Source organism: Hyalangium sp. (genome assembly GCF_045802625.1).
In the GTDB taxonomy this organism is placed as follows: domain Bacteria; phylum Myxococcota; class Myxococcia; order Myxococcales; family Myxococcaceae; genus Hyalangium.
The window spans coordinates 1-17,865 of sequence record NZ_JBJMQP010000007.1 but is presented as its reverse complement, the minus strand read 5'-3'; the positions used below and the strand labels follow the sequence as shown (position 1 = coordinate 17,865).

Genomic DNA, 17,865 nt, shown 5'->3' with positions numbered 1-17,865 from the left:
GTGGGCCTGCTGTTCGTGGCCTCGGGGATGAGCGGGCTCGTCTTCGAGGTGCTCTGGGTCCGCTACCTCACACTGGTGGTCGGCCACACCACGTTCGCCGTAAGCCTCGTGGTGTCCTCGTTCCTCGCGGGCCTCGTGCTGGGCAGCTTGTGGATTGGCCGGATCGCGGATCGGCTCCAGCGCCCGCTGCTCGTCTACGGGCTGCTGGAGGGCGCCACGGCAGTCCTGGCCCTGAGCATCAGCTGGATCCTCGCGAGGCTGCCGGAGCTGCTGTCCTCGGTGGGGCTCCCCGGTGGCGGACCCCTGGCCGTGCGCGGCGTGCTGTCCTTCCTGGCCGTGCTGCCGCCTACCTTCGCCATGGGCGGCACGCTGCCCGTCCTCACGCGCTTCATCGCTCGCGAGCTGGAGGGCCTGGGCCGCTCCTTCGGTGTCCTCTATGCGCTCAACACGCTGGGCGCGGTGCTCGGCTGCGGCGCGGCTGGCTTCTACCTCATTGGCGCGCTGGGGCTGTGGCGTACGGCCATCATCGCCGCGGCGGTGAACGGGCTCATCGGGCTCGTGGTGACGGGGCTGCACTTCCGGCTGCCGTCCCAGGCCCTGCCGGCCATCGCGCCCACCCAGGCCGTCGAGGCTCCTTCCGCATTCACCGGATCGCGGCGCCGGTTGCTGGTGGCTGCCTTCGCGCTGTGCGGCTTCGGCTCCATCTCCTACGAGGTGCTCTGGTTCCGAGTGCTCTCCACGGTGCTCGACTCCTCCACCTACGCCTTCACGATCCTGCTCGTCACGTTCCTGCTCGGGCTGGTGATCGGCGGGCTCGTCTATTCGCTGAAGCTGTCGGGGCGGGGGAGAGAGCTGGAGCTCTTCGTCTCCGTCGAGGCCCTGCTGGCGTTCACCGGGCTGGTATCCATGGCGCTGCTCGGCTTGTCCCGGCCGGTGGGGAAGATCCTCGCCGTGCAGCTGGCCGGCTGGGGCGCCAATGCCACCTACGTGGGAATGCTGCTCCACGCGGGGCTCATCATCCTCGTGCCGGCCTCGCTCATCGGCATCATCTTCCCGCTCGTGGTGCAGCTCACCACGCGGCATGTGGCCTCGGCCGCCAGCAACGTGGGAATGCTGTACTCGGTGAACACCCTGGGCGGCATCGTCGGCTCGCTGCTCATGGGCTTCGTGCTCGTGCCCACCGTGGGCACCCAGTGGAGCTTCGTCCTCGTCTGCGTGCTCAACATGGCGCTCGCGCTCGGAGTCCAGGCGTTGGATCCGGACGTCCGGCCCCGGGCTCGCCGGAGCATGTGGGCCGGCGCGGTGCTGCTCGCGGTCGGCGTGCTCCTGGTGCCTCGGGATCTGCTGATCCGGGCCTTCGCCGAGCACGTGGACTCCCGAGTCCTCTTCGTCAAGGAAGGCACGGACGGCTCGCTGGCGGTGCTCGAGTACGACAATCAGACCATCTGCGACTCGGGGCGCTACGCCTGTGGGCCCGGCTGCCGCGAGCGCCCCTTCCACCACCAGCAGCTGCTCTTCGGCTCGGTGAGCTACGCGAACACGGTGCTGCCTCGGAAGCGGTACATGGCCACGCTGGCCCATCTGCCCATGCTGCTGCACCCGGGGCCGCAGGATGTGCTCCAGGTGTGCTTCGGCACGGGCAGCACGGCGGGCTCGTTCGCCAGCTATCCGGAGCTGCGCTCGCTCACCATCGTGGACACCAACCCGGACGTGCTGCTGGCCGCGCCTCACTTCGCCGAGCACAACCACCACGTAGAGAAGGATCCGCGCACCCACGTCATCTTCAACGATGGGCGCCACTTCCTGCTCGCGGCCTCCGGAAAGTACGACGTCATCTCGTTCGAGCCCCCGCCGCCGCGCTCAGCTGGCGTGGTGAACCTCTACACCACCGAGTTCTACCGGCTGGTGAAGCAGCGGCTCGCGCCGGGGGGCGTGCTCTCCCAGTGGATCCCCCTGGAGCAGCAGCCGGACAACCTCACCCGAGGCATGATCGCCTCGCTGCTGGAGGCCTTCTCCGAGGTGACGCTGTGGATCCCCTCCGACTACGAGGCGATCCTCGTGGCGTCGGATCGGCCGCTCACGGTGGATTGGGAGCGCTGGCAGCACGAGTGGGCAGAGCCGCGAGTGGCGCGCTCGCTCACGGACGTGGGCTTCACCAGTCCGTACGGGCTGCTGGGCACCTACGTGGCGGGCACCGAGGCGTTGCGGCGCTACGTCCAGGGCTATCCGGCGATGACGGATGACCACCCGCGAGTGGAGTACTTCCTGTTCAACGCGGACCGCCCCTTCCACCCGGAAGATCTGCTGGCGCTCTCCGAGTCACCCACGCCGCGGCTGGCGCGAGCCGAGGGGCTGGAAGCACAGCAGCTCACCCGCGAGCTGGAAGCGAACCAGCGCGTCCTGGAGTCCACCCGCTTCAAGATGGACCGGGACTGGGCCTCGGCGCGAGCCTCCGTCGAGCGGGCCCGCGCGGCGGTAGGGGACAACGCCTTCCTCTCGTTCCTGAGGGACTTGGAGTTGGACTGCCTGCGGCCCGCGGATCGATGATTCCGGCCGAGACGCAACTTTGGACTCCCTCATTCCGAGAATGGGGGAAGCGGTATTCCCTCTTTCTGATCTCCAGAGCCCATGAACATCCTCAAGAGCGGCCTGAACCTCCTCCACCGAGTCGAGAGCGACGTCCAGCGCACCGTGAACAAGGCGGAGAACGCCGTCGGCACCGCCGCCAATGCGGTGCGTCAAGGAGTGGAGAAGGGCGAGCAGAAGCTCGGGCAGTTCGTGGACGGCTTCGAGCACCAGGTCCAGCAGAAGGCCGGGCTGCTGGGCGGCCTGTTCGGCGGGGACAAGGCGGACCTCCCGAATGACGGGAAGCTGGTGGGGGCAGGGGGCCAGACGTTCGCTCCGGGCACGCCGCTGAGCCAGATCCCCGGCGTGACGCCGAAGAACAACCCGAACCCGTCCGAGACGATCCTCTACGTCAACGGCATCGGCGACAACAAGGACAAGCAGGCCAACAGCCTGCAGACGATCGCGGACACCACGGGCGCGAAGATCATCGGCGTGCACAACGCCACCGAGGGCATGGCGGCCGACGTGCTCCAGTGCGTGAAGGACAAGCTGGACAAGGGCACCAACCCCGCCGTGGACACGCTGGCGGACACGATCTACTCGGAGCTGAAGGCGGGCCACTCGGTGCACCTGATGGGGCACAGCCAGGGCGGGCTCATCACCAGCCGCGCGCTGAGCCATGTGGCCAACCGGCTGCGCCTGGAGGATGGGCTCTCGAAGGCGGACACGGAGAAGCTGCTGAGCAACGTGAAGGCGGAGACGTTCGGCGCGGCGGCCTGGTCGTACCCGGACGGGCCCAAGTACGTGCACTACGTGAACGACAAGGATCTGGTCCCCGGGCTGTTCGGTCTGGGCAAGGACAACTTCCTGGATCACGCGGGCAAGGACGCCGTGGTGCGACGCTTCGACTACGGCAGCAACCCGGGCGATGCGCACGGGCTGGGTTCGGCGTACCTGCCGGCCCGGGTCCCGTTCGACGAGGCCCGCGCGGGCAAGCCGTAACGCAGTAGAGTCACCTCCATTCGGCGCTTTGCCGATGCGGGAGGTGCGGCACGATGCACGGTATTGGTACGGCGCTCTGCGTTTTCATCGTCGCCGAACACGTGGCTTTCATGATCCTGGAGATGGTCTTCTGGCAGAAGCCGCTGGGCCGCTCCATCTTCAGAAGGTCCGTCGAGGACGCGCGAACCTCCGCGAGCCTCGCCGCCAATCAGGGGCTCTACAACGGCTTTCTCGCCGCCGGGCTCGCGCTGGCGCTCTACCTGGGGGAAGGACGCTTCACCGCGTTCTTCCTCGCATGCGTCGCGGTGGCCGGAATCTTCGCGGGTGTCACGGTGAGCCGCCGCATCTTCTTCGTCCAGGCGTTGCCGGCCCTTCTCGCGGGCCTCCTGCTGTTTGTCTCGAAAGGCGCGTGAGCAGTCGAAGGTGACCACCGCTCCTGCCAGAGGACGCTCGGATGCTCGCCCAGCGCCTACTCGGCGCTCGCGTACGAAGAAGGCGTAGCGTCGGACTCCGGTGTTACACGGGCCTCTCCATGGACGAGCCAAAGGGTGAACAGGGTGGCAAGCTTCAGGGGGCGCGGAAGAAGCCTCGGAAGGCGTCTCCGCGCTACCTGGAGAATGCCGCGCTCCATTACCTGAAGCGGTACGCGGCCACAGTGAGCCAGCTCAAGCGCGTGCTCGTGCGCAAGGTGGACCGCTCCCTCCGCTTCCACGGGGGCGACCGCGCCGAGGCGCTCGGCTGGGTGGAGGCGCTCGCGGACAAGCTCATCCGCAACGGGCTTATCAATGACAAGGCCTACGCGGAGCAGAAGGCCCAGTCCTTGCGCGCCTCGGGCCGCAGCGCTCGGGTCATTGTCCAGAAGCTGCGGATGAAGGGCGTGGCTCCGGACGTCGTCACGCAGAAGCTGGCCGAGGCCACCGCCGAGGTCTCCGAGGACGCGGCCGCGCGCATCTGGGCTCGCAAGAAGCGGCTGGGGCCCTTCCGCCGCGATGCCCAAACCCGGCGGGAGAACCGGCAGAGGGATCTCGCCGCGCTGGCTCGGGCGGGCTTCTCGTTCTCCACGGCGAAGAAGATCATCGACGAAGCACCCGAGTAGCGCTCGTCAGCTGTGGAAGGCTCCTCCATGCCCCACGCGGTGGAGGGCCTCCACCGCGTGTGAGCCTCCTGCCTCAGGGAGCCGCTGTGGGCTCTGCCTGGGGACTGGCCTCGGAGGCCGGGCTCTCCTCGGAGGTCTTGCTCTCCTCGGAGGCCTTGGCGGGCTCCTCCTTCTCGTCCTTCTGGGCGCTCGCGGTGCGCTTGGCGCGCGCCAGCTCGCGGGCCTTCTGGGCGACCTTGGGCGTGGGCGCCAGGATCATGAACATCAGGCGGCCTTCCATGCGCGGCGGCTGCTCCACCACGGCAATGTCCTTCAGATCCTTCGCCACGTCCTCGAGGATCGCGGTGCCCTGCTGCCGGTAGGTGATCTCTCGGCCTCGGAACTGGATGACGACCTTCGCCTTGTCTCCATCCTCGATGAACCGGCGCATGTTGCGGACCTTGAACTCGTAGTCGTGCTCCTCCGTCTTCGGACGGAGCTTCACTTCCTTGAGGTGGACCACGACTTGCGCGCGCTTGGACTCGGCGGCCTTCTTCTTCTCCTCGTACTTGAACTTGCCGTAGTCCATGATCTTGCAGACTGGCGGCGTGGCCATGGGGCTGATCTCGACCAGATCGAGTCCCTCGGTCCGAGCGCGATCGAGCGCTGCCTCGAGCGGCATGATCCCAAGCTGCGAGCCATCAGACCCCACGACGCGGACCTCGCGTGCGCGGATGCGGCGGTTGGTTCTCTGGTCGCGGCTCCCGCCGCGGCTGCTTCTCTGTTCGCGAATGATGTGACGCTCCTTCGAAGTGGGTTCCAAGCCCGTCCCCCCAAAGGTGGGACAGGCCCCTTCAGGATGACAGGGGTGCTGCGATACGGATATGGGGCAGCCCTTCTCGCGTCCTGCGCCTGCCAGGCAGGCGTCCGGAGGCAGGATTGCTCCCATGGGCCTGCTCGCCGGAGAGGAGAGGGGGCTTGCGGCCACCCTCCCATGATCGGCGGCGAGAACGCCAGAGATAACGCCCGGTCTTGGCTCCTGCAGGACACTCGGTGACTAGAGATCTTTGAGGGTCAGGGTAGGGCAGCCCCAGGCGCTCGGGCACGCATCATACGCGCTGCCCCGCGTGGAGCAGAAGCGCTGCTGAGTAAAGAAGATGGGGGGCGTGGGGCGGATGACCGCCGCGCCCCCCACGACGTCCGACAGATCTCCCTCGTCAAGCTCGGTCAAAGGCCTGCCGGAAGGGCTCTCGGGGAGCGCCTGCCGCTGCTCCAAGGTGAGGCTGGCGCGAAACTCCGGATCCTTCCAGGCCCGGACAATGGTCTCTCGGTTCATGGTCTTCCTCGCGGCTCAGAGGCTCTCCGGGGTGGAGAGTCTCAACGGGTGGAGTCCGTGCGCGTGAGGTGTGACGAGAGGCGCGGGGTCCCGGCGGCTGGCTTTCCTTACGGGGGGCCGTAGTTCTGACGGCGCGAGTTCAGCTCCACCGCGGTGGCGAAGATCTGCGCCCACGTCCGGTACTTCCAGCGATCCCCCAGGCCCTTCTGATCGTTGGCGTAGTGGAAGATGTCCTCGCGGAACTGCGCGTCCGCCGTCTTGCGCGCCTCGGGCGCCAGCGGCGTGCCCTTCTTCGCGTAGTACCGGAGCATGTCGTAGCCGTAGTCGTGCGTCTTGGCCGCCGTGTCGAACTCCTTCACCGGGCCAATCTTTCCCGGCGAGGACGCGTCACCGTAGGGATCCTGCATCCGAGGGCCATGCGCCGTCTGCTTCAGGAACGGCTTGTAGCCCATCACCTGCTCGAAGTCGGCCGGAGGAGGACGCGCGCCGGTGAGGTACTCGTGCATCAGCTGGCCGTCATCGCCAGCGGGGGCCTCGGCGACCTGCGCCGTGCGCTGTACGTTAGCGGTTCCCTCGAACGCATCCTGGGCGAAGGGGCGCACCGTCTCGGCCGCCGCGGGCTTGTTCGTGGGAGCCGCCTCCGAGCTGGAGGTCAGCGGAAGACGAGGGGAGACGCGATCATTGCGGACGATCATGGGGGCTCGGGGGAAGGCTTTCTTATATTGTCGTAAAATGTAGGCGTCAGTTGCTTCAGGCTCGCCGGGCACGGCCAGCGGGCGGAGGAAACCCTTGTGAAGACAGAGGCTTATCGGGACGCGATGGCTCGGCTGGAGCGGGGCGAGGTGGAGGAGGCCCGCAGGCTGCTGGAGGCGGCATGGCGGGAGGCGCCCCAGTCCGTGGAGCTGATGCACGGCCTGGCCCGAGCGCTGGATCTGGCGGGCGATCGCCCCCGGGCCCTGGAGTTGCTGGAGCGCGCCCACGCGGCGGCTCCCACGGAGCCGGAGCCCGCGTGCGATCTGGCCATGCTGTACCTGGAGCACGAGCAGGAGGCTCGGGCGGAGCGCGTCCTCGCCCCCGTGCTGCTGGCTCAGCCGGATCACCCGCGCGCCAACCTCTGTCTGGCCCTGGCCCTGGCGAAGACGGATCCGCTCCGCGCGCGCGGCTGCGCTGCGAAGGCGACGCGGGACGCCGATCCCCAGAGGCGCCAGCAAGCCGAGACCCTCCAGCGCATGCTCGCGGCCGGAGCTCCATGAGCCTCGTGGGCGAGCACGAGTCCGCGCTGAGACAATGAAGGCAGAAAAGTGAACGCTTCCGAGAGCCCATGAGTCTTCATGACTCCGCGCGGCGGACTTCCCCGCTTGCCTCGGAGTGTGTCAAGAGTACACAATCCGCGTTCTTCGATTTTCTTCTAGTGCTCGGTTTTCCCCTGTCCCCGTGAAGGGAGGACTCATGTCGAATCGTGTTGTGAAAACCATTCGTTCGGCCGCGTTCGTGGTGGCCGCCATCGCCGCGCCGACGGCGCTCGCCGGTGCCACCAGCACCTCGGACGTGTCGTGCGGCAGCTCCTCGTCCGGTTGGAACGTCCCCAACGGCGCCATCGTCCTGAGCCGTAGCAGCGGAGGCGGCCCGGTGACGGCGGTGCTCGACGCGGTCGGCGAGTACCGGACGCACTCCATGTTCTCCCACGGCCCCGGCGGGCAGGTGACGCACGAGACCATGTACACCCCCGGCACCACCGGCTGGCCCACCTACTGCAGCACGCCCATCAATCCGGGCGAGCTGACGAGCGGCTACCCGGGCGCCGGCCGCATCAACCAGGGTGGCATCTATCAGTATCTTTATGGTGGCGGCGGCTCCCTCGAGTACATCGCCTACCAGCGCAGCCGCACCTCCGCGGGCTACGACACCAAGGGCGAGACGGTCTCCAACTGGCTGCTGAACTCCATGCCCACGGTCGCGACGGCTTCCAGGCAGGACGGCGGGCAGACCTTCTACCGGTACAAGGGGCCCAACGGCTACCCGCTCAACTACGTGCTCTACCAGTACCGCGATCTCGAGACGGTGAACACGGGCGGCGCCGGCTGGAACAACGGCATGGTGTGCTCGACGCTGATCTCGCACGCGCAGTACCGCGCGGGCTTCCCGGCCATCGACGCGTACACGTACAACCACTCCCTGCTGCAGACGGCGGGCAACTCGCTCGAGAGCTCCGTGGAGAACGAGTGCAACACGGGCCTCGGCTTCTGGAAGGGGATCGGCTCGACGATCACCTGCTTCGAGAACATCTGTGACGACGCCGGCCGCCAGGTCCGCAACTGTATGTCGGCGGGCCGCTGCGACACCGACGACGGGAGCATCTGGAGCAACATCTACAACAACGCGGCCACCGTCTCCCGGTCGATCAGCCCGGATCGGCTGGGCGGCTGGAGCGGCCACCCATACACGGGCTCGGGCGTGAGCCTGTGGGCCTATGACACCTCGAACACGATCCAGTGGAACTCGGGCGGCAACGTCTACGGGTGCTGGTTCTAAGGACTGAGCAGTGAGCGTGAGCAGGAGAAGGAAGACGGGAATCGCCGCGTTGGGCGCGGGCTTGCTGGTGGTGCTGGTGGCCTGCTTGTGGAGGAATGACACTCCTCCCTCCACACCGCCGCCACCTCCCCCGGCCATGCCCGGGCCCACCCGCGTCGAAGCCGTCCCGGCTCCTGCTCCGCCACCCGTGCCCGCCGCCGAGGCGCCGCCCACGCCCGCCGAGGCCAAGGCGGACCCGGCCGCCCCGATCATCGACGACGTCACCGTCGAGAAGACCGAGGTGTGCGAGGGCGAGGAGAACCTGGTCTCCGTCCGGGCCCACACCCCGGACGGGACCGATGCCTTCCTGCACTACGCGATCGGCGGGCGGCTGGGGCCGCGGGTGCCCCTGCGCTCGTGGATCGCGGATGACGGCGAGTCGCCGAAGCTGCAGATCCAGGTGTTCGGCAAGAACAACGTGATGACGATGGTGGACGTGCCGCCCTTCACGGTGAAGCAGTGCAAGCCCCAGCGCATGGCGCTGATCACCTCGCACCTCCGGGCGAACACCTGGAGCGAGTTCGACTTCGAGGTGAAGCTGATGGAGAACCCCACGCCGGGCAACGCCTCGTTCGTCCCGTTCCAGCCGCGCAAGTACGAGTGGACCTTCGGAGACGGCGAGACGGCCACCACCGAGCTTCCCTCCGTCACCCACAACTTCGAGGCCCGCAAGCAGGACGCGATGTTCTCCAACCTGCTCGTCGAGGTGAAGGTGTACGGCAACGCGGACGAGCCGGTGCTGGGGCGCGCCTCGCTGCAGCTGATGAACCCCGCCTTCGAGGATCTGGCGACCAAGGGCGTGGTGACGCTGCTGGTGCAGTTCACGCCGCGCTTCCCGGAGCTGGGCAGCGACGGGGTGGTGCGGCAGAAGGTCCGGCTGTTCCACATGCGGGACAAGCCGGTGTTCATCCACAACGCGCAGGTGTTCAAGCACCTGGTGAACCCGACGGGGCCCTCGCCGCAGCAGGTGGTGGATCCCTCGTCGCTGCTGGGCACCAGCATCATCCCGCCGGGCCGGGGCATCGAGTTCGAGGCGAAGCTGGACACGAACAAGGATCCGGACGTGTTCTCGATGGAGTTCACGCTGGAGGGCAAGGACTCGGAGGGGCTGCCGGTGCGGGGCGCGTACTCGGTGATGCGCCCGCCGCCCAAGCCCACGAAGGAGAAGAGCGATCCGGTGCTGGATCCGATGCTCAAGGAGAAGATCCTCGCGGCGCGGAAGCTCCTCAACAAGCCCTACGTGACGGACGAGGATCTCTGGGCGCTGGAGCGCCAGGGCAAGTTCGCGGAGATCAACGCGCGCTTCGCCAACGAGCAAGCCGCGGCCAAGCCGAGTGATCCCCGGGACGCGCCTCCGAAGCCGGGACCGCCGCCCGAGGGGCCCACGGCCGCGCCGGGCACTGGCGGCGAGCACAGGCCGCACACGCCACCGAAGCCGGGCTCGCGCTAGATTCGCGGGATGACCGAGCTGGAACCGCTGCTCCAGCGCATCGAGCAGCTCACTCCCTACTTTGGCAGGGCGCGGGAGGATCTGACGGCGCTCTCCGCCCGGGCGCGGAATCAGGACTACAAGGGAGTGCTGCAGAACGCTCGGCTGGTGGTCGAGATGCTCCTGCGCTCCCTGGTCACCACGGAGCTGAAGCAGACGCCGGGCAAGGCGATGCTCGACGAGCTCCTCAACAAGTTCCGGCAGCAGGCCCACGCCTCAGTCATCCCCACCAACATCCTGGCGCACATGGGGACGGTGCAGGCGTGGGGCAACCTCAGCTCGCATGACCACGCGGGAGGGCTCCACGAGGCCGGGGTGAAGGTGGGGCTCGAGGAGGCGGTGACGAGCCTCAACTCCCTCGTGGCGATCCTCACCTGGTACAAGGAGCATTACGCCCAGGAGCCGGCTGCTCCTGCGCTGGGCTCGGCCTCCGGGACGGGTGCGGGCGCGTCGAGTGGCAGGCGCACGGCGCTCGTGGGGGGAGTCCTCCTCGCGGGGCTCGTGGTGGGCCTGGGCTTCCTGGCTCGCCGCTCCGATCAGACTCCGGAGTTTCGCGGCAGGCTGGACGCGCTCTACGCCGAGAATGGTGAGCCTCCGCCTCCCGCGGAGTGTCAGGAGCAGGATCCTCGGGCGCTCAAGCCGCTGCTCGAGGTGGCGCCCCGGCTCTCGGAGCGCGTCCCCGAGGACTCACGGGCACAGGCGGCCACCACGGCCCTCGACGCCTTGAGAGCGCGGCAGGACTGGCGCCCCGAGGGGTGGTACCACGTGGCCCGGGCCAGCCTCCTGGCGGGCCATCCCGATGTGGCGGCCATGAGCAAGGCGCTCGAGTGCCCCCAGGGCTTCGCGGCGGCGGAGAACCTGGCGGGGAGGATGGCGGCGAAGGCCCAGGACTGGAAGGAGAGCGCGGCGCACTACTCGCGCGCCGCCGAGCTGGACGCTCGCTTCTGGAAGCCGCGGTTCAACCTGGGGATCGTCCAGTTGCAGGAGAAGCGCGTGGACGAGGCCGTGCCCCAACTGGAGCGCGCGGCGAAGATGGCTCCCGGCGTCGCGGATGTCTCCCTGGTCCTGGGGCATGCCTACGCGGCGCGGGCCGCGGCCGCCCAGGCGTCGGGAAAGGAGCAGGAGGCCACGGCGGATCGAGAGCGCGCCAAGGCGGCCTGGTGCCGCGCTCGGGATCTGGGGTCCTCGCAGGCCCAGGCGCTCTGCAAGCAGCCGTGAGCCGTCACTTCATCAAGCTGGCCAGATCCATGGAGGCGAGCACGAAGTCCGGCTGCTCCTTGAGCACCTCGGTCAGCTCCTTCTTCGCCGTCTCCACGTCCTTGCGATCCTTCGCGTCGAGGGCGCGGGAGTAGCGCAGCGCGATCTTCGTGGGCAGCTTCCGCGCCTTGCGCGAAGGCGAGGGCGAGCCGGGAGCCCCCGTGGGCTCGGGAGTGGGGGACTGGGTCTTCTCGGGGCTCGGGGAGGCGATGCCCGCCAGCACCTGGTTGAGGTCCTGCGCGAGCTTCTGCTCGATCGCGAGGAACTCCTCGGGGGTGCCAGTGCCCCTGCGAGAGCCGAGGATGGTGCCCGTCTCGACCTTGACGACCTTGGCGTCCACGACCAGGGTGTTCATCAGATCGAAGTAGCTGCCCAGCACGAGGTAGTGGGCGCCCGCCAGCTTGCCGATCTTCGCCACGGTGGCCGAGTCGAACTTGTCGCTCTGGCCCATCTGCAGCTCGTCCAGGAGCTCCTGGAGCCGGTCGCGCTCCACGAGCTTCACGGTGCCGAAGCCGGCCAGATCCGTGATGAGCATCTGGGCGAGGCCCTTCTTGAGGACCTTCATCTCGGGGTTCTCGCCCGAGTAGCCGAAGTAGAGCACCGCGACGGTGGGCTTGTCGGCGGCGGAGGAGGGCAGGGCGAGCAGCCCGAGCAGCAGGCAGCAGAGGCGCAGGGGAACAGCGAAGAGGGAACGCACGGAACAGGATTCTGTCACGGAGGCGCCTGTAAGCTGCAACCCATGGATGCCAAGCTGCGCCAGGTGGTCGAGGCCCTGTGCCGAGAAGGCCAAGTCGAGTGGACCACCGAGAAGCCCGCTCCCGGAGTCGAGCCCGGTGTGCGGGAGCTGTTCCTCAGCGTAGGGGCGAGAGGCGAGGCCCTGCCTGCTCACCCGCGCATGCTGTCGTGGAAGCTGCCGCAGTGGGTGCGGCGCTCGGCGCACTCGACGACGGGCGTGGTGCTCCAGGCCGAGGCGGAGCTGGAGGCCCTCGCTCAGGAGCTGCGGCGCCCGGAGTCCGAGGGAGGCTTGGGGCCTCTGCTGCTGCGCGTCCACGAGCCGACCCTCGATGTGATCGCCGCGGCCCTGCTGGTCATGTACCGGACCCTCCACGGCCACTTCCCACCGGGGGCCGAGGCGGTCAGCGAGTACGTGGGAGAGTGGGAGCAGGGCCACACCGAGCGGGCCGGAGAGTACGAGCGCGCTCTGGGCACGGTGTTCTACGCGGGGCTGAGGCTGTGGCCTTCCTCACTGCTCGGCCGGCCTTCCCGCGAGGTGCTGGAGCTGATGGCCTGCGTGCTGGACACGGTGCGGACCTCCGAGGAGCTGAGAGCCCTCCCCGAGACACTCATCCCCTTGCAGATCTCCCGGCGGCTCAAGGCGGATGCGCTGCTGTACAAGGCCGAGCTCTCACGGGCCCAGCGCGTGCAACTCGACATCCCGCTGAGCGAGGCGAAGGAAGCGGGCATGCGGCGCGTGGACGCGCTCTTCCTCTCCTCGTTCCAGGACGTCACCGTGCTGAAGCTGCTGGCCCGCACGGACAGCGAGCACACCCACTATGGCCAGGGCTTCGACTTCATGGCCGTGCACGTGCCGGAGGCGGAGAAGACCTATGTCCGGCACACCCTCTCGCTGGCTCCGGAGCGCGCCGGCACCCTGGCGGATCTGGCGGGGTGGCTGGACACGCTGGAGGGGGAGCGGCTGCCGGATGGCAGTGCCCGGGCGCGAGGCACGCGGCGCTTCGAGCACCAGCCCAACGACTACTCCGATCCCTGGTACTCGGATGGCTATACCAGCGCGAGGCGGCGCTCCACGCTGGTGGCGCCTCCGTACTCCGGCACTCGCCTGACCCGCCGCGAGCTCTGGGAGGCGCTCTGGAGCCGGTTCAACGTCGGCCGCCATGTCCATGTCCTCCGGGCGCACACCGTCTACGCGCGGCCGTTCCTGTGGAAGGGGAAGGCGCCGCATGAGGTCCTCCTGGCCCGAGGCTTCCACCGCCGCTCCCTCTCGGATCAGGCCGTGTCCTTCCACCCGGCGGTGGCCGATTCGTTCCTCGGGGACTCTCCGGCGGCGGACGTGGCGCACTACGAACAGCCGGCGGACGGGCGGACCGTCCATGTCTCCGTCTATCCGAACCGCCTCGTGGTGATCTGGATCGAGCAGCCCCGGATGGCCGAGATCTCCATGTACGAGCTGGCCCAGGAGCAGGCGCGGCTCGCGGAGGGACGGGCGCTGTGGGAGCTCGCGCCCCTGCGCGACATGAGCCCCGAGCTGGAGCCGCTGGGGCCGGAGCGGTGGCTCGTCTACGGCGCCTACCGCATCTCCCGGGGGCGCTCGTCGATGCTGGATGACTCACGCTCGATGCAGGGGCTGTTCCACGCGCTGGCCTCGGGGACGGCGCCGACGCTGGAGCGGCTGCCCTCGAAGGCCGCCGCGGAGAGCCGCCGGGTGCTGAAGGACGCGGCCGGGGAGACGGAGCACTGGTTGACGTCGACGGGAGGCGCTCGGCTCGAGCTGCTGATCGAGGCGGAGGAGGGGGCCCCGCTGCGGTGCGATCAAGACTTCCTGCTGTTCCTGCTGACGACGGGGCAGCGGTACTCGGCCTTCGAGATCAGCCGGAGGATGGCGGAGGTGGAGCAGCGCTACCGCACCTCGCGGTGGCAGAGCCTGAGGCCTGCGCGCAGCGTGCGCTCGGACGTGATGCTGTTCACCAACTCGCTGTGGCACTCGCGGGTGGGCGAGGATCCGGACTTCAACGCGCGCTATCTGGCGTGGCACTCGCTCCACGGGCTGCAGGAGACGGTGGGAGCGATGAAGGACCAGGCCTCGGAGCTGGATCAGTACAAGCGAGACCAGTTCGACCGGATGGTGGGGCTGCTGGTGTTCGTCTTCCTGCCGGTGAGCCTGGCGTGCGGCTTCTTCTCGGGGGCTCAGTTCCAGGATCTCAGCCCCTCGGTGGGCATCCCCGGGACGACCACGGGCTGGTTCGTCTTTCTGGGCTACACCGCCGCGTTCACGGTGCTCGTCTTTGGAACCGTGGCGCTGGCCCGCCTGCTGAGCTGGCGCAGGCGCTGACGGAACTGACGCCCCGTGTTCAGCACCAGACTTGCCAACCTGGCCAATCACTTCTTGCCAACTTGACAGCCACCCCACGGCATAACAGGCTGGCCTTCTCAGGCAGTGCCATTCACCTAAAGAGGTGCGGCCATGTCTACCTGTCGCTTACGGTTCTTGAGACAGGTCGCGCAGTTCTGTCTGAGCGCCCTCCTTCTTCCCCTTGTGTCGGGCTGCATCGGAGCGCAGCTGAAGTTTCAAACAGTCGTTCAGAGGGCCGAGACCGGCCCAAGCGGCTGGCAAGAGGCATGTCTCGAGGCGCTCTTCACGAACATGACGACACAGGATTCCCATGTGTGTCTGATCGGCATCGGAATGCCGATAGAGAATCGCGAGAATGGCTATATCGCTCCGTGGGAGGCAGCAGAAATTGCTACGGATTGCATCAATGAGGCCGTGCAGTTGGTCGTGCAGCCAGCCCCACCCTCTAGTCCTTCCGCCCTCGTGTGCGCGAACTTCAAGGATGCCTTCAACCAGATCCTGGCCAAGCGGGTGCGCGGCTCACGCGTCAAATTGGGATGTGGGGAGGACATCCCGCACACACGAGTCGGTTTCTAAACCCATGATCTTTTCAGCAGAGCAGTTGCTCTCCATCGCTCGTGAATACTGGCCCGCCGATCAAGAGTCTTATGTCAGGCCAGACAAGAGCCCTCAGGCCGCGCGACTCCAGAAGCGATGGAAGGAAGAGCTTGAGAAGGTGGATCCGTGGCGGGCGTTTCTTCGAGATCTCACCGGCGAGCTCCCTGGCTTCACGATCGGAGATGCCACGACCACGTTTGACGCATGCCTCCGTTGTGCAGCGTATCCAGAAAGGGAAAGTACTCCACCCCATGTTGACTGGGCTGTCGTCGGCTGTATCAGCATTCTGGCTCCGGTCTACACGGTTTATGGCGTGCAATACGAATACAGTGGCAAGGAACGAATCAGCCATCGGGTGTTTCTTGAGCCACTTCCGCCCGAGATGCGGGGGCCTGCAACCACGATTGCCAGAAAAATTGAGTCAACATTCGGCGCCAGTCTCCTTCCGCGCGAGGTGGGGGAGGTTCCCATCCCTCTTTTCGTGGATCCGCAGCAGCCGCCGAACACCACACTTTTTCATGCGCTCTTTGTCAGTCAGCCTGAGAGGGTGCCCTGAACGTCCTGTTCCCGTGAGTACGGGCGCGGATGATGCACGCCGTCGTCCATCCGTAGGAGCGTTCATGCGCATCGTCGCAGGGGCAGGGCTACAGACGACCCGCAGCGCTGAGCCGCGTCCCGCGAGCCCCGCTTCGCAGGACGGTTAATACGCACTGTTCTCCTGAAAGTTGCGCCGCTTGCATGACGGAGGAGGGATCCGCCGGAAGCGCGACGCCAACTCGGCGGGGACACACTCCGAGGCGAAGGGAACGGGCGAGAGCAGAGAGGCAGAGGAGGGCTGCTGACGAGTGCCGGAGGGCCGAGTGCCACGTCGGCGTGCCCACCCCGCAGCCCTGTAGGGAACACGCCTGCTCAAGCCGCCCTCCCATGAAGAGGCGGCAGGCGACGGGCCACTGCTGCTGATGCCGCTTCGCGGAGAATCTCCGCCAGCCCTCGCAAGCGCAAACCGCCTCATGCATCTCTTTGTTCAACCCTGCTCTCGCTTGAGATACGCTGCCCTCGCCTACTCAAGGAGGGATGAATGCATCGTGTTGTGCTTGCCGGATTGATTGGCCTATGCGCCTGCACCCAAGCTGATACTTTTGATGAAAGGTCCCCGTCCAGCTTGCATGAGAATTCGCAACACGTGTCAACTTAGACTAAGGGCAGTGTTGAAGGGAACGGGTGGACTCGGCCGGGCCCAGTTCCAGAGTGTGAAGGGTCGCTCGGTTCTGAGGGCCTCACGGAGTCTTCGGGGGACCGGAGGTGGGGGGATGCTTGCGGCCGGGAGGGATGAAGGGCACGTAGCAGGTGCCCTTGAACATCTGACCGCCGAGTTCCTGGCATTTCTCAGGCTCCCACGCGGTCTCCTCCCAGCATCCCCCGTTGAGAGCAACCGCTCCCTTGCGAGGGCAACGCCCCTTCTCATCGGGCCGCATCTGTCCGGGCTGCGGTTCGGGCAGGGTGTCCTCGATCATCGCCTCATTCATGGAGCCCGAGGGTGGCGGCTCCAAAGCCGCGACCGTTGCGGCGTCCCCGAGCCCGGCGGTGCCTGCATCCGGGGAGTCGTGCCTCATGGGCTCTGCACGGGCCACGGAGGGCTGCTCCGGGGAATCATGGGAAGCCGTTTGCCCCCGCCAGAGGGCCAAAGCCAGCCCCGCCGCTGTTGCCGGCAGCAAGAGCCACGCGTGTCTCCAAGGCGCTCGAGTTTTGACGGATGGCGGGGAGGACCTCACGGGTGAGACAGGCTCCAACTCCTGCGCCAGTTGCGCCGCGGTGCCGCGCTGCTCGGGCTGCACCGAGAGCAGGCGCAGAATCAGAGGGCGTAGAGAAGGATCCACGACGAGGCTGTTGCGCAGCGAGCGAGGAAGCCGCACGCCCTTCAAGTGCCAGGTGCCGTGCTCATCGCGGAAGGGCTCGGAGAGCTCCGGGTACTCGCCGGTCAGCAGCCGGCACGCGGTGACGCCCAAGGCGTAGAGATCATCGGCTGAGGAGGGCCGGTAGAGCGCGGTGGTGCTGCCGTGGAACTGAATCTCGAAGAGCCAGGACTCGGGAGAGCGATAAAGCGGAGTGCCCGGAAAACCCATCGCTGGGGTGAGCGAAGCAGTGCCCGGGTAGAGGCCGGTGCCGAAGTCCATGAGCATGGCTCGGTCATCCAAGCGGCGCACCAAGACGTTGTCGCCTTTGAAGTCTCGGTGGACGGCGCCTTGAGCATGAAGGACTGCCAGCGCCTGAGCCAATTGGGCCAGCCACAGCCGCACCCGCGCAGGAGCCGGAGGATGAAGCCGGGCTTGTTCGTACAAGGGCCCGCCGTTCACCCACTCCATGACCAAAAAAGGGTGGGCTGTCCCCGAAGGAGACTGCCAGGCCCCATGATCCACCAAGCGAGGAATGCTGGGGTGGAAGCAGCGGGAGAGCAGCTCCCGCTCGCGGGTAAAGCGGGGGTCCCCTGGGAGCAGTGCCAGCTTCAGGGCCACGGGGCAGGCATGTTCGTCGTGGCAGGGCACGGCGCGGTAGACGGCGCCATGGGCTCCGCCGCCGGCCAAGGCCTCCACGCGCCAGTTTCCGAGCACCGTGCCTGGAGTTAGCAGGGCGGGGTGGAGTGCGATGGGGGAGGGGCTGTCCATGGCGTACCTGGGGATGCGGGAGAAACCAGCGCGGTCTCCCCCGCACAGCCTACCTCAGGCGTTGTCTTGAACGTCACGTCCGTACCGGTCGTACCGGCGGCTGAACCCCTTCACTCAGGTGCCGGTGCTCGAGGACGATGGCTTCGTGCTCACCGAGACGGGCGCGATCCTGCTGTACCTGGGGGAGAAGACGGGCAAATTGATGCCCGCGGATCT

General features: G+C 67.4%; 15 protein-coding genes and 2 pseudogenes. 12 read left to right on the top strand and 5 right to left on the bottom strand.

Annotated elements, in window-relative coordinates; genetic code table 11:
• The 4 genes from ACJ8AT_RS00875 (at position 1) to ACJ8AT_RS00860 (ending at position 4,666) form a co-directional block, all read left to right on the top strand.
• Positions 1–2,547, top strand: coding sequence for a fused MFS/spermidine synthase (locus ACJ8AT_RS00875; protein ID WP_407735599.1), 2,547 nt, complete (start codon positions 1–3; stop codon positions 2,545–2,547).
• 81 nt (positions 2,548–2,628) lie between these two features.
• Positions 2,629–3,570, top strand: coding sequence for a hypothetical protein (locus tag ACJ8AT_RS00870; RefSeq protein WP_407735598.1), 942 nt, complete (start codon positions 2,629–2,631; stop codon positions 3,568–3,570).
• A 53-nt stretch (positions 3,571–3,623) separates the two neighbouring features.
• Positions 3,624–3,983 carry a DUF1304 domain-containing protein gene (locus tag ACJ8AT_RS00865; RefSeq protein WP_407735597.1) on the top strand — a complete coding sequence of 120 codons (360 nt, stop codon included), beginning with the start codon at positions 3,624–3,626 and terminating at the stop codon, positions 3,981–3,983.
• 119 nt (positions 3,984–4,102) lie between these two features.
• Positions 4,103–4,666 carry a regulatory protein RecX gene (locus ACJ8AT_RS00860; RefSeq protein ID WP_407735596.1) on the top strand — a complete coding sequence of 188 codons (564 nt, stop codon included), beginning with the start codon at positions 4,103–4,105 and terminating at the stop codon, positions 4,664–4,666.
• A 235-nt stretch (positions 4,667–4,901) separates the two neighbouring features.
• On the opposite strand, the pseudogene infC reads toward ACJ8AT_RS00860, so the two are convergent.
• The 3 genes and pseudogenes from infC to ACJ8AT_RS00845 form a co-directional block, all read right to left on the bottom strand.
• Positions 4,902–5,438, bottom strand: a pseudogene (gene infC, locus ACJ8AT_RS00855) (translation initiation factor IF-3); the annotation flags it as partial.
• A gap of 264 nt (positions 5,439–5,702) precedes the next feature.
• A complete protein-coding gene (locus ACJ8AT_RS00850) occupies positions 5,703–5,981 on the bottom strand; it encodes a mersacidin/lichenicidin family type 2 lantibiotic (protein ID WP_407735595.1) in 279 nt (92 codons plus the stop codon).
• Between the two features lie 107 nt (positions 5,982–6,088).
• Positions 6,089–6,676: a hypothetical protein gene (locus tag ACJ8AT_RS00845; RefSeq protein ID WP_407735594.1), complete on the bottom strand. Its 588-nt coding sequence runs from the start codon at positions 6,674–6,676 to the stop codon at positions 6,089–6,091.
• Between the two features lie 96 nt (positions 6,677–6,772).
• Here ACJ8AT_RS00845 and ACJ8AT_RS00840 point away from each other — a divergent pair, with 96 nt between their 5' ends.
• The 4 genes from ACJ8AT_RS00840 (at position 6,773) to ACJ8AT_RS00825 (ending at position 11,259) form a co-directional block, all read left to right on the top strand.
• Positions 6,773–7,234, top strand: coding sequence for a tetratricopeptide repeat protein (locus ACJ8AT_RS00840; protein ID WP_407735593.1), 462 nt, complete (start codon positions 6,773–6,775; stop codon positions 7,232–7,234).
• A 196-nt stretch (positions 7,235–7,430) separates the two neighbouring features.
• On the top strand, positions 7,431–8,513 hold the full coding sequence (locus tag ACJ8AT_RS00835; protein WP_407735592.1) for a hypothetical protein: 1,083 nt from the start codon (positions 7,431–7,433) through the stop codon (positions 8,511–8,513).
• Positions 8,514–8,529: 16 nt separating this feature from the next.
• Positions 8,530–10,002, top strand: a complete 1,473-nt coding sequence (locus ACJ8AT_RS00830; protein WP_407735591.1) for a PKD domain-containing protein — start codon at positions 8,530–8,532, stop codon at positions 10,000–10,002.
• Positions 10,003–10,011: 9 nt separating this feature from the next.
• Complete coding sequence (locus ACJ8AT_RS00825; protein ID WP_407735590.1) at positions 10,012–11,259, top strand: hypothetical protein; 1,248 nt, start codon at positions 10,012–10,014, stop codon at positions 11,257–11,259.
• Positions 11,260–11,263: 4 nt separating this feature from the next.
• Here the strand turns inward: ACJ8AT_RS00825 and ACJ8AT_RS00820 are convergent, their stop codons facing one another.
• The gene (locus tag ACJ8AT_RS00820; RefSeq protein ID WP_407735589.1) at positions 11,264–11,995 is read right to left on the bottom strand and encodes a CsgG/HfaB family protein; all 732 of its coding nucleotides are present in this window, start codon (positions 11,993–11,995) and stop codon (positions 11,264–11,266) included.
• A gap of 42 nt (positions 11,996–12,037) precedes the next feature.
• Between ACJ8AT_RS00820 and ACJ8AT_RS00815 the strand changes: the two genes are divergently transcribed.
• The 3 genes from ACJ8AT_RS00815 (at position 12,038) to ACJ8AT_RS00805 (ending at position 15,542) form a co-directional block, all read left to right on the top strand.
• Positions 12,038–14,368: a hypothetical protein gene (locus tag ACJ8AT_RS00815; RefSeq protein ID WP_407735588.1), complete on the top strand. Its 2,331-nt coding sequence runs from the start codon at positions 12,038–12,040 to the stop codon at positions 14,366–14,368.
• A gap of 204 nt (positions 14,369–14,572) precedes the next feature.
• Positions 14,573–14,965, top strand: a complete 393-nt coding sequence (locus ACJ8AT_RS00810; protein WP_407735587.1) for a hypothetical protein — start codon at positions 14,573–14,575, stop codon at positions 14,963–14,965.
• A 4-nt stretch (positions 14,966–14,969) separates the two neighbouring features.
• Positions 14,970–15,542, top strand: a complete 573-nt coding sequence (locus ACJ8AT_RS00805) for a hypothetical protein (protein ID WP_407735586.1) — start codon at positions 14,970–14,972, stop codon at positions 15,540–15,542.
• A 721-nt stretch (positions 15,543–16,263) separates the two neighbouring features.
• On the opposite strand, the gene ACJ8AT_RS00800 is transcribed toward ACJ8AT_RS00805, so the two are convergent.
• On the bottom strand, positions 16,264–17,649 hold the full coding sequence (locus ACJ8AT_RS00800; RefSeq protein WP_407735585.1) for a serine/threonine-protein kinase: 1,386 nt from the start codon (positions 17,647–17,649) through the stop codon (positions 16,264–16,266).
• 97 nt (positions 17,650–17,746) lie between these two features.
• Between ACJ8AT_RS00800 and ACJ8AT_RS00795 the strand changes: the two are divergent.
• A pseudogene (locus ACJ8AT_RS00795) lies at positions 17,747–17,865 on the top strand (glutathione S-transferase family protein); the annotation flags it as partial.

What these genes read in the sequence shown, in the direction of transcription:
- ACJ8AT_RS00870 (WP_407735598.1), top strand. Translation starts at nt 2,629, where the DNA reads ATGAACATCCTCAAGAGCGGCCTGAACCTCCTCCACCGAGTCGAGAGC.
- ACJ8AT_RS00865 (WP_407735597.1), top strand. Translation starts at nt 3,624, where the DNA reads ATGCACGGTATTGGTACGGCGCTCTGCGTTTTCATCGTCGCCGAACAC.
- ACJ8AT_RS00860 (WP_407735596.1), top strand. Translation starts at nt 4,103, where the DNA reads ATGGACGAGCCAAAGGGTGAACAGGGTGGCAAGCTTCAGGGGGCGCGG.
- ACJ8AT_RS00850 (WP_407735595.1), bottom strand. Translation starts at nt 5,981, where the DNA reads ATGAACCGAGAGACCATTGTCCGGGCCTGGAAGGATCCGGAGTTTCGC.
- ACJ8AT_RS00845 (WP_407735594.1), bottom strand. Translation starts at nt 6,676, where the DNA reads ATGATCGTCCGCAATGATCGCGTCTCCCCTCGTCTTCCGCTGACCTCC.
- ACJ8AT_RS00835 (WP_407735592.1), top strand. Translation starts at nt 7,431, where the DNA reads ATGTCGAATCGTGTTGTGAAAACCATTCGTTCGGCCGCGTTCGTGGTG.
- ACJ8AT_RS00825 (WP_407735590.1), top strand. Translation starts at nt 10,012, where the DNA reads ATGACCGAGCTGGAACCGCTGCTCCAGCGCATCGAGCAGCTCACTCCC.
- ACJ8AT_RS00815 (WP_407735588.1), top strand. Translation starts at nt 12,038, where the DNA reads ATGGATGCCAAGCTGCGCCAGGTGGTCGAGGCCCTGTGCCGAGAAGGC.
- ACJ8AT_RS00805 (WP_407735586.1), top strand. Translation starts at nt 14,970, where the DNA reads ATGATCTTTTCAGCAGAGCAGTTGCTCTCCATCGCTCGTGAATACTGG.
- ACJ8AT_RS00800 (WP_407735585.1), bottom strand. Translation starts at nt 17,649, where the DNA reads ATGGACAGCCCCTCCCCCATCGCACTCCACCCCGCCCTGCTAACTCCA.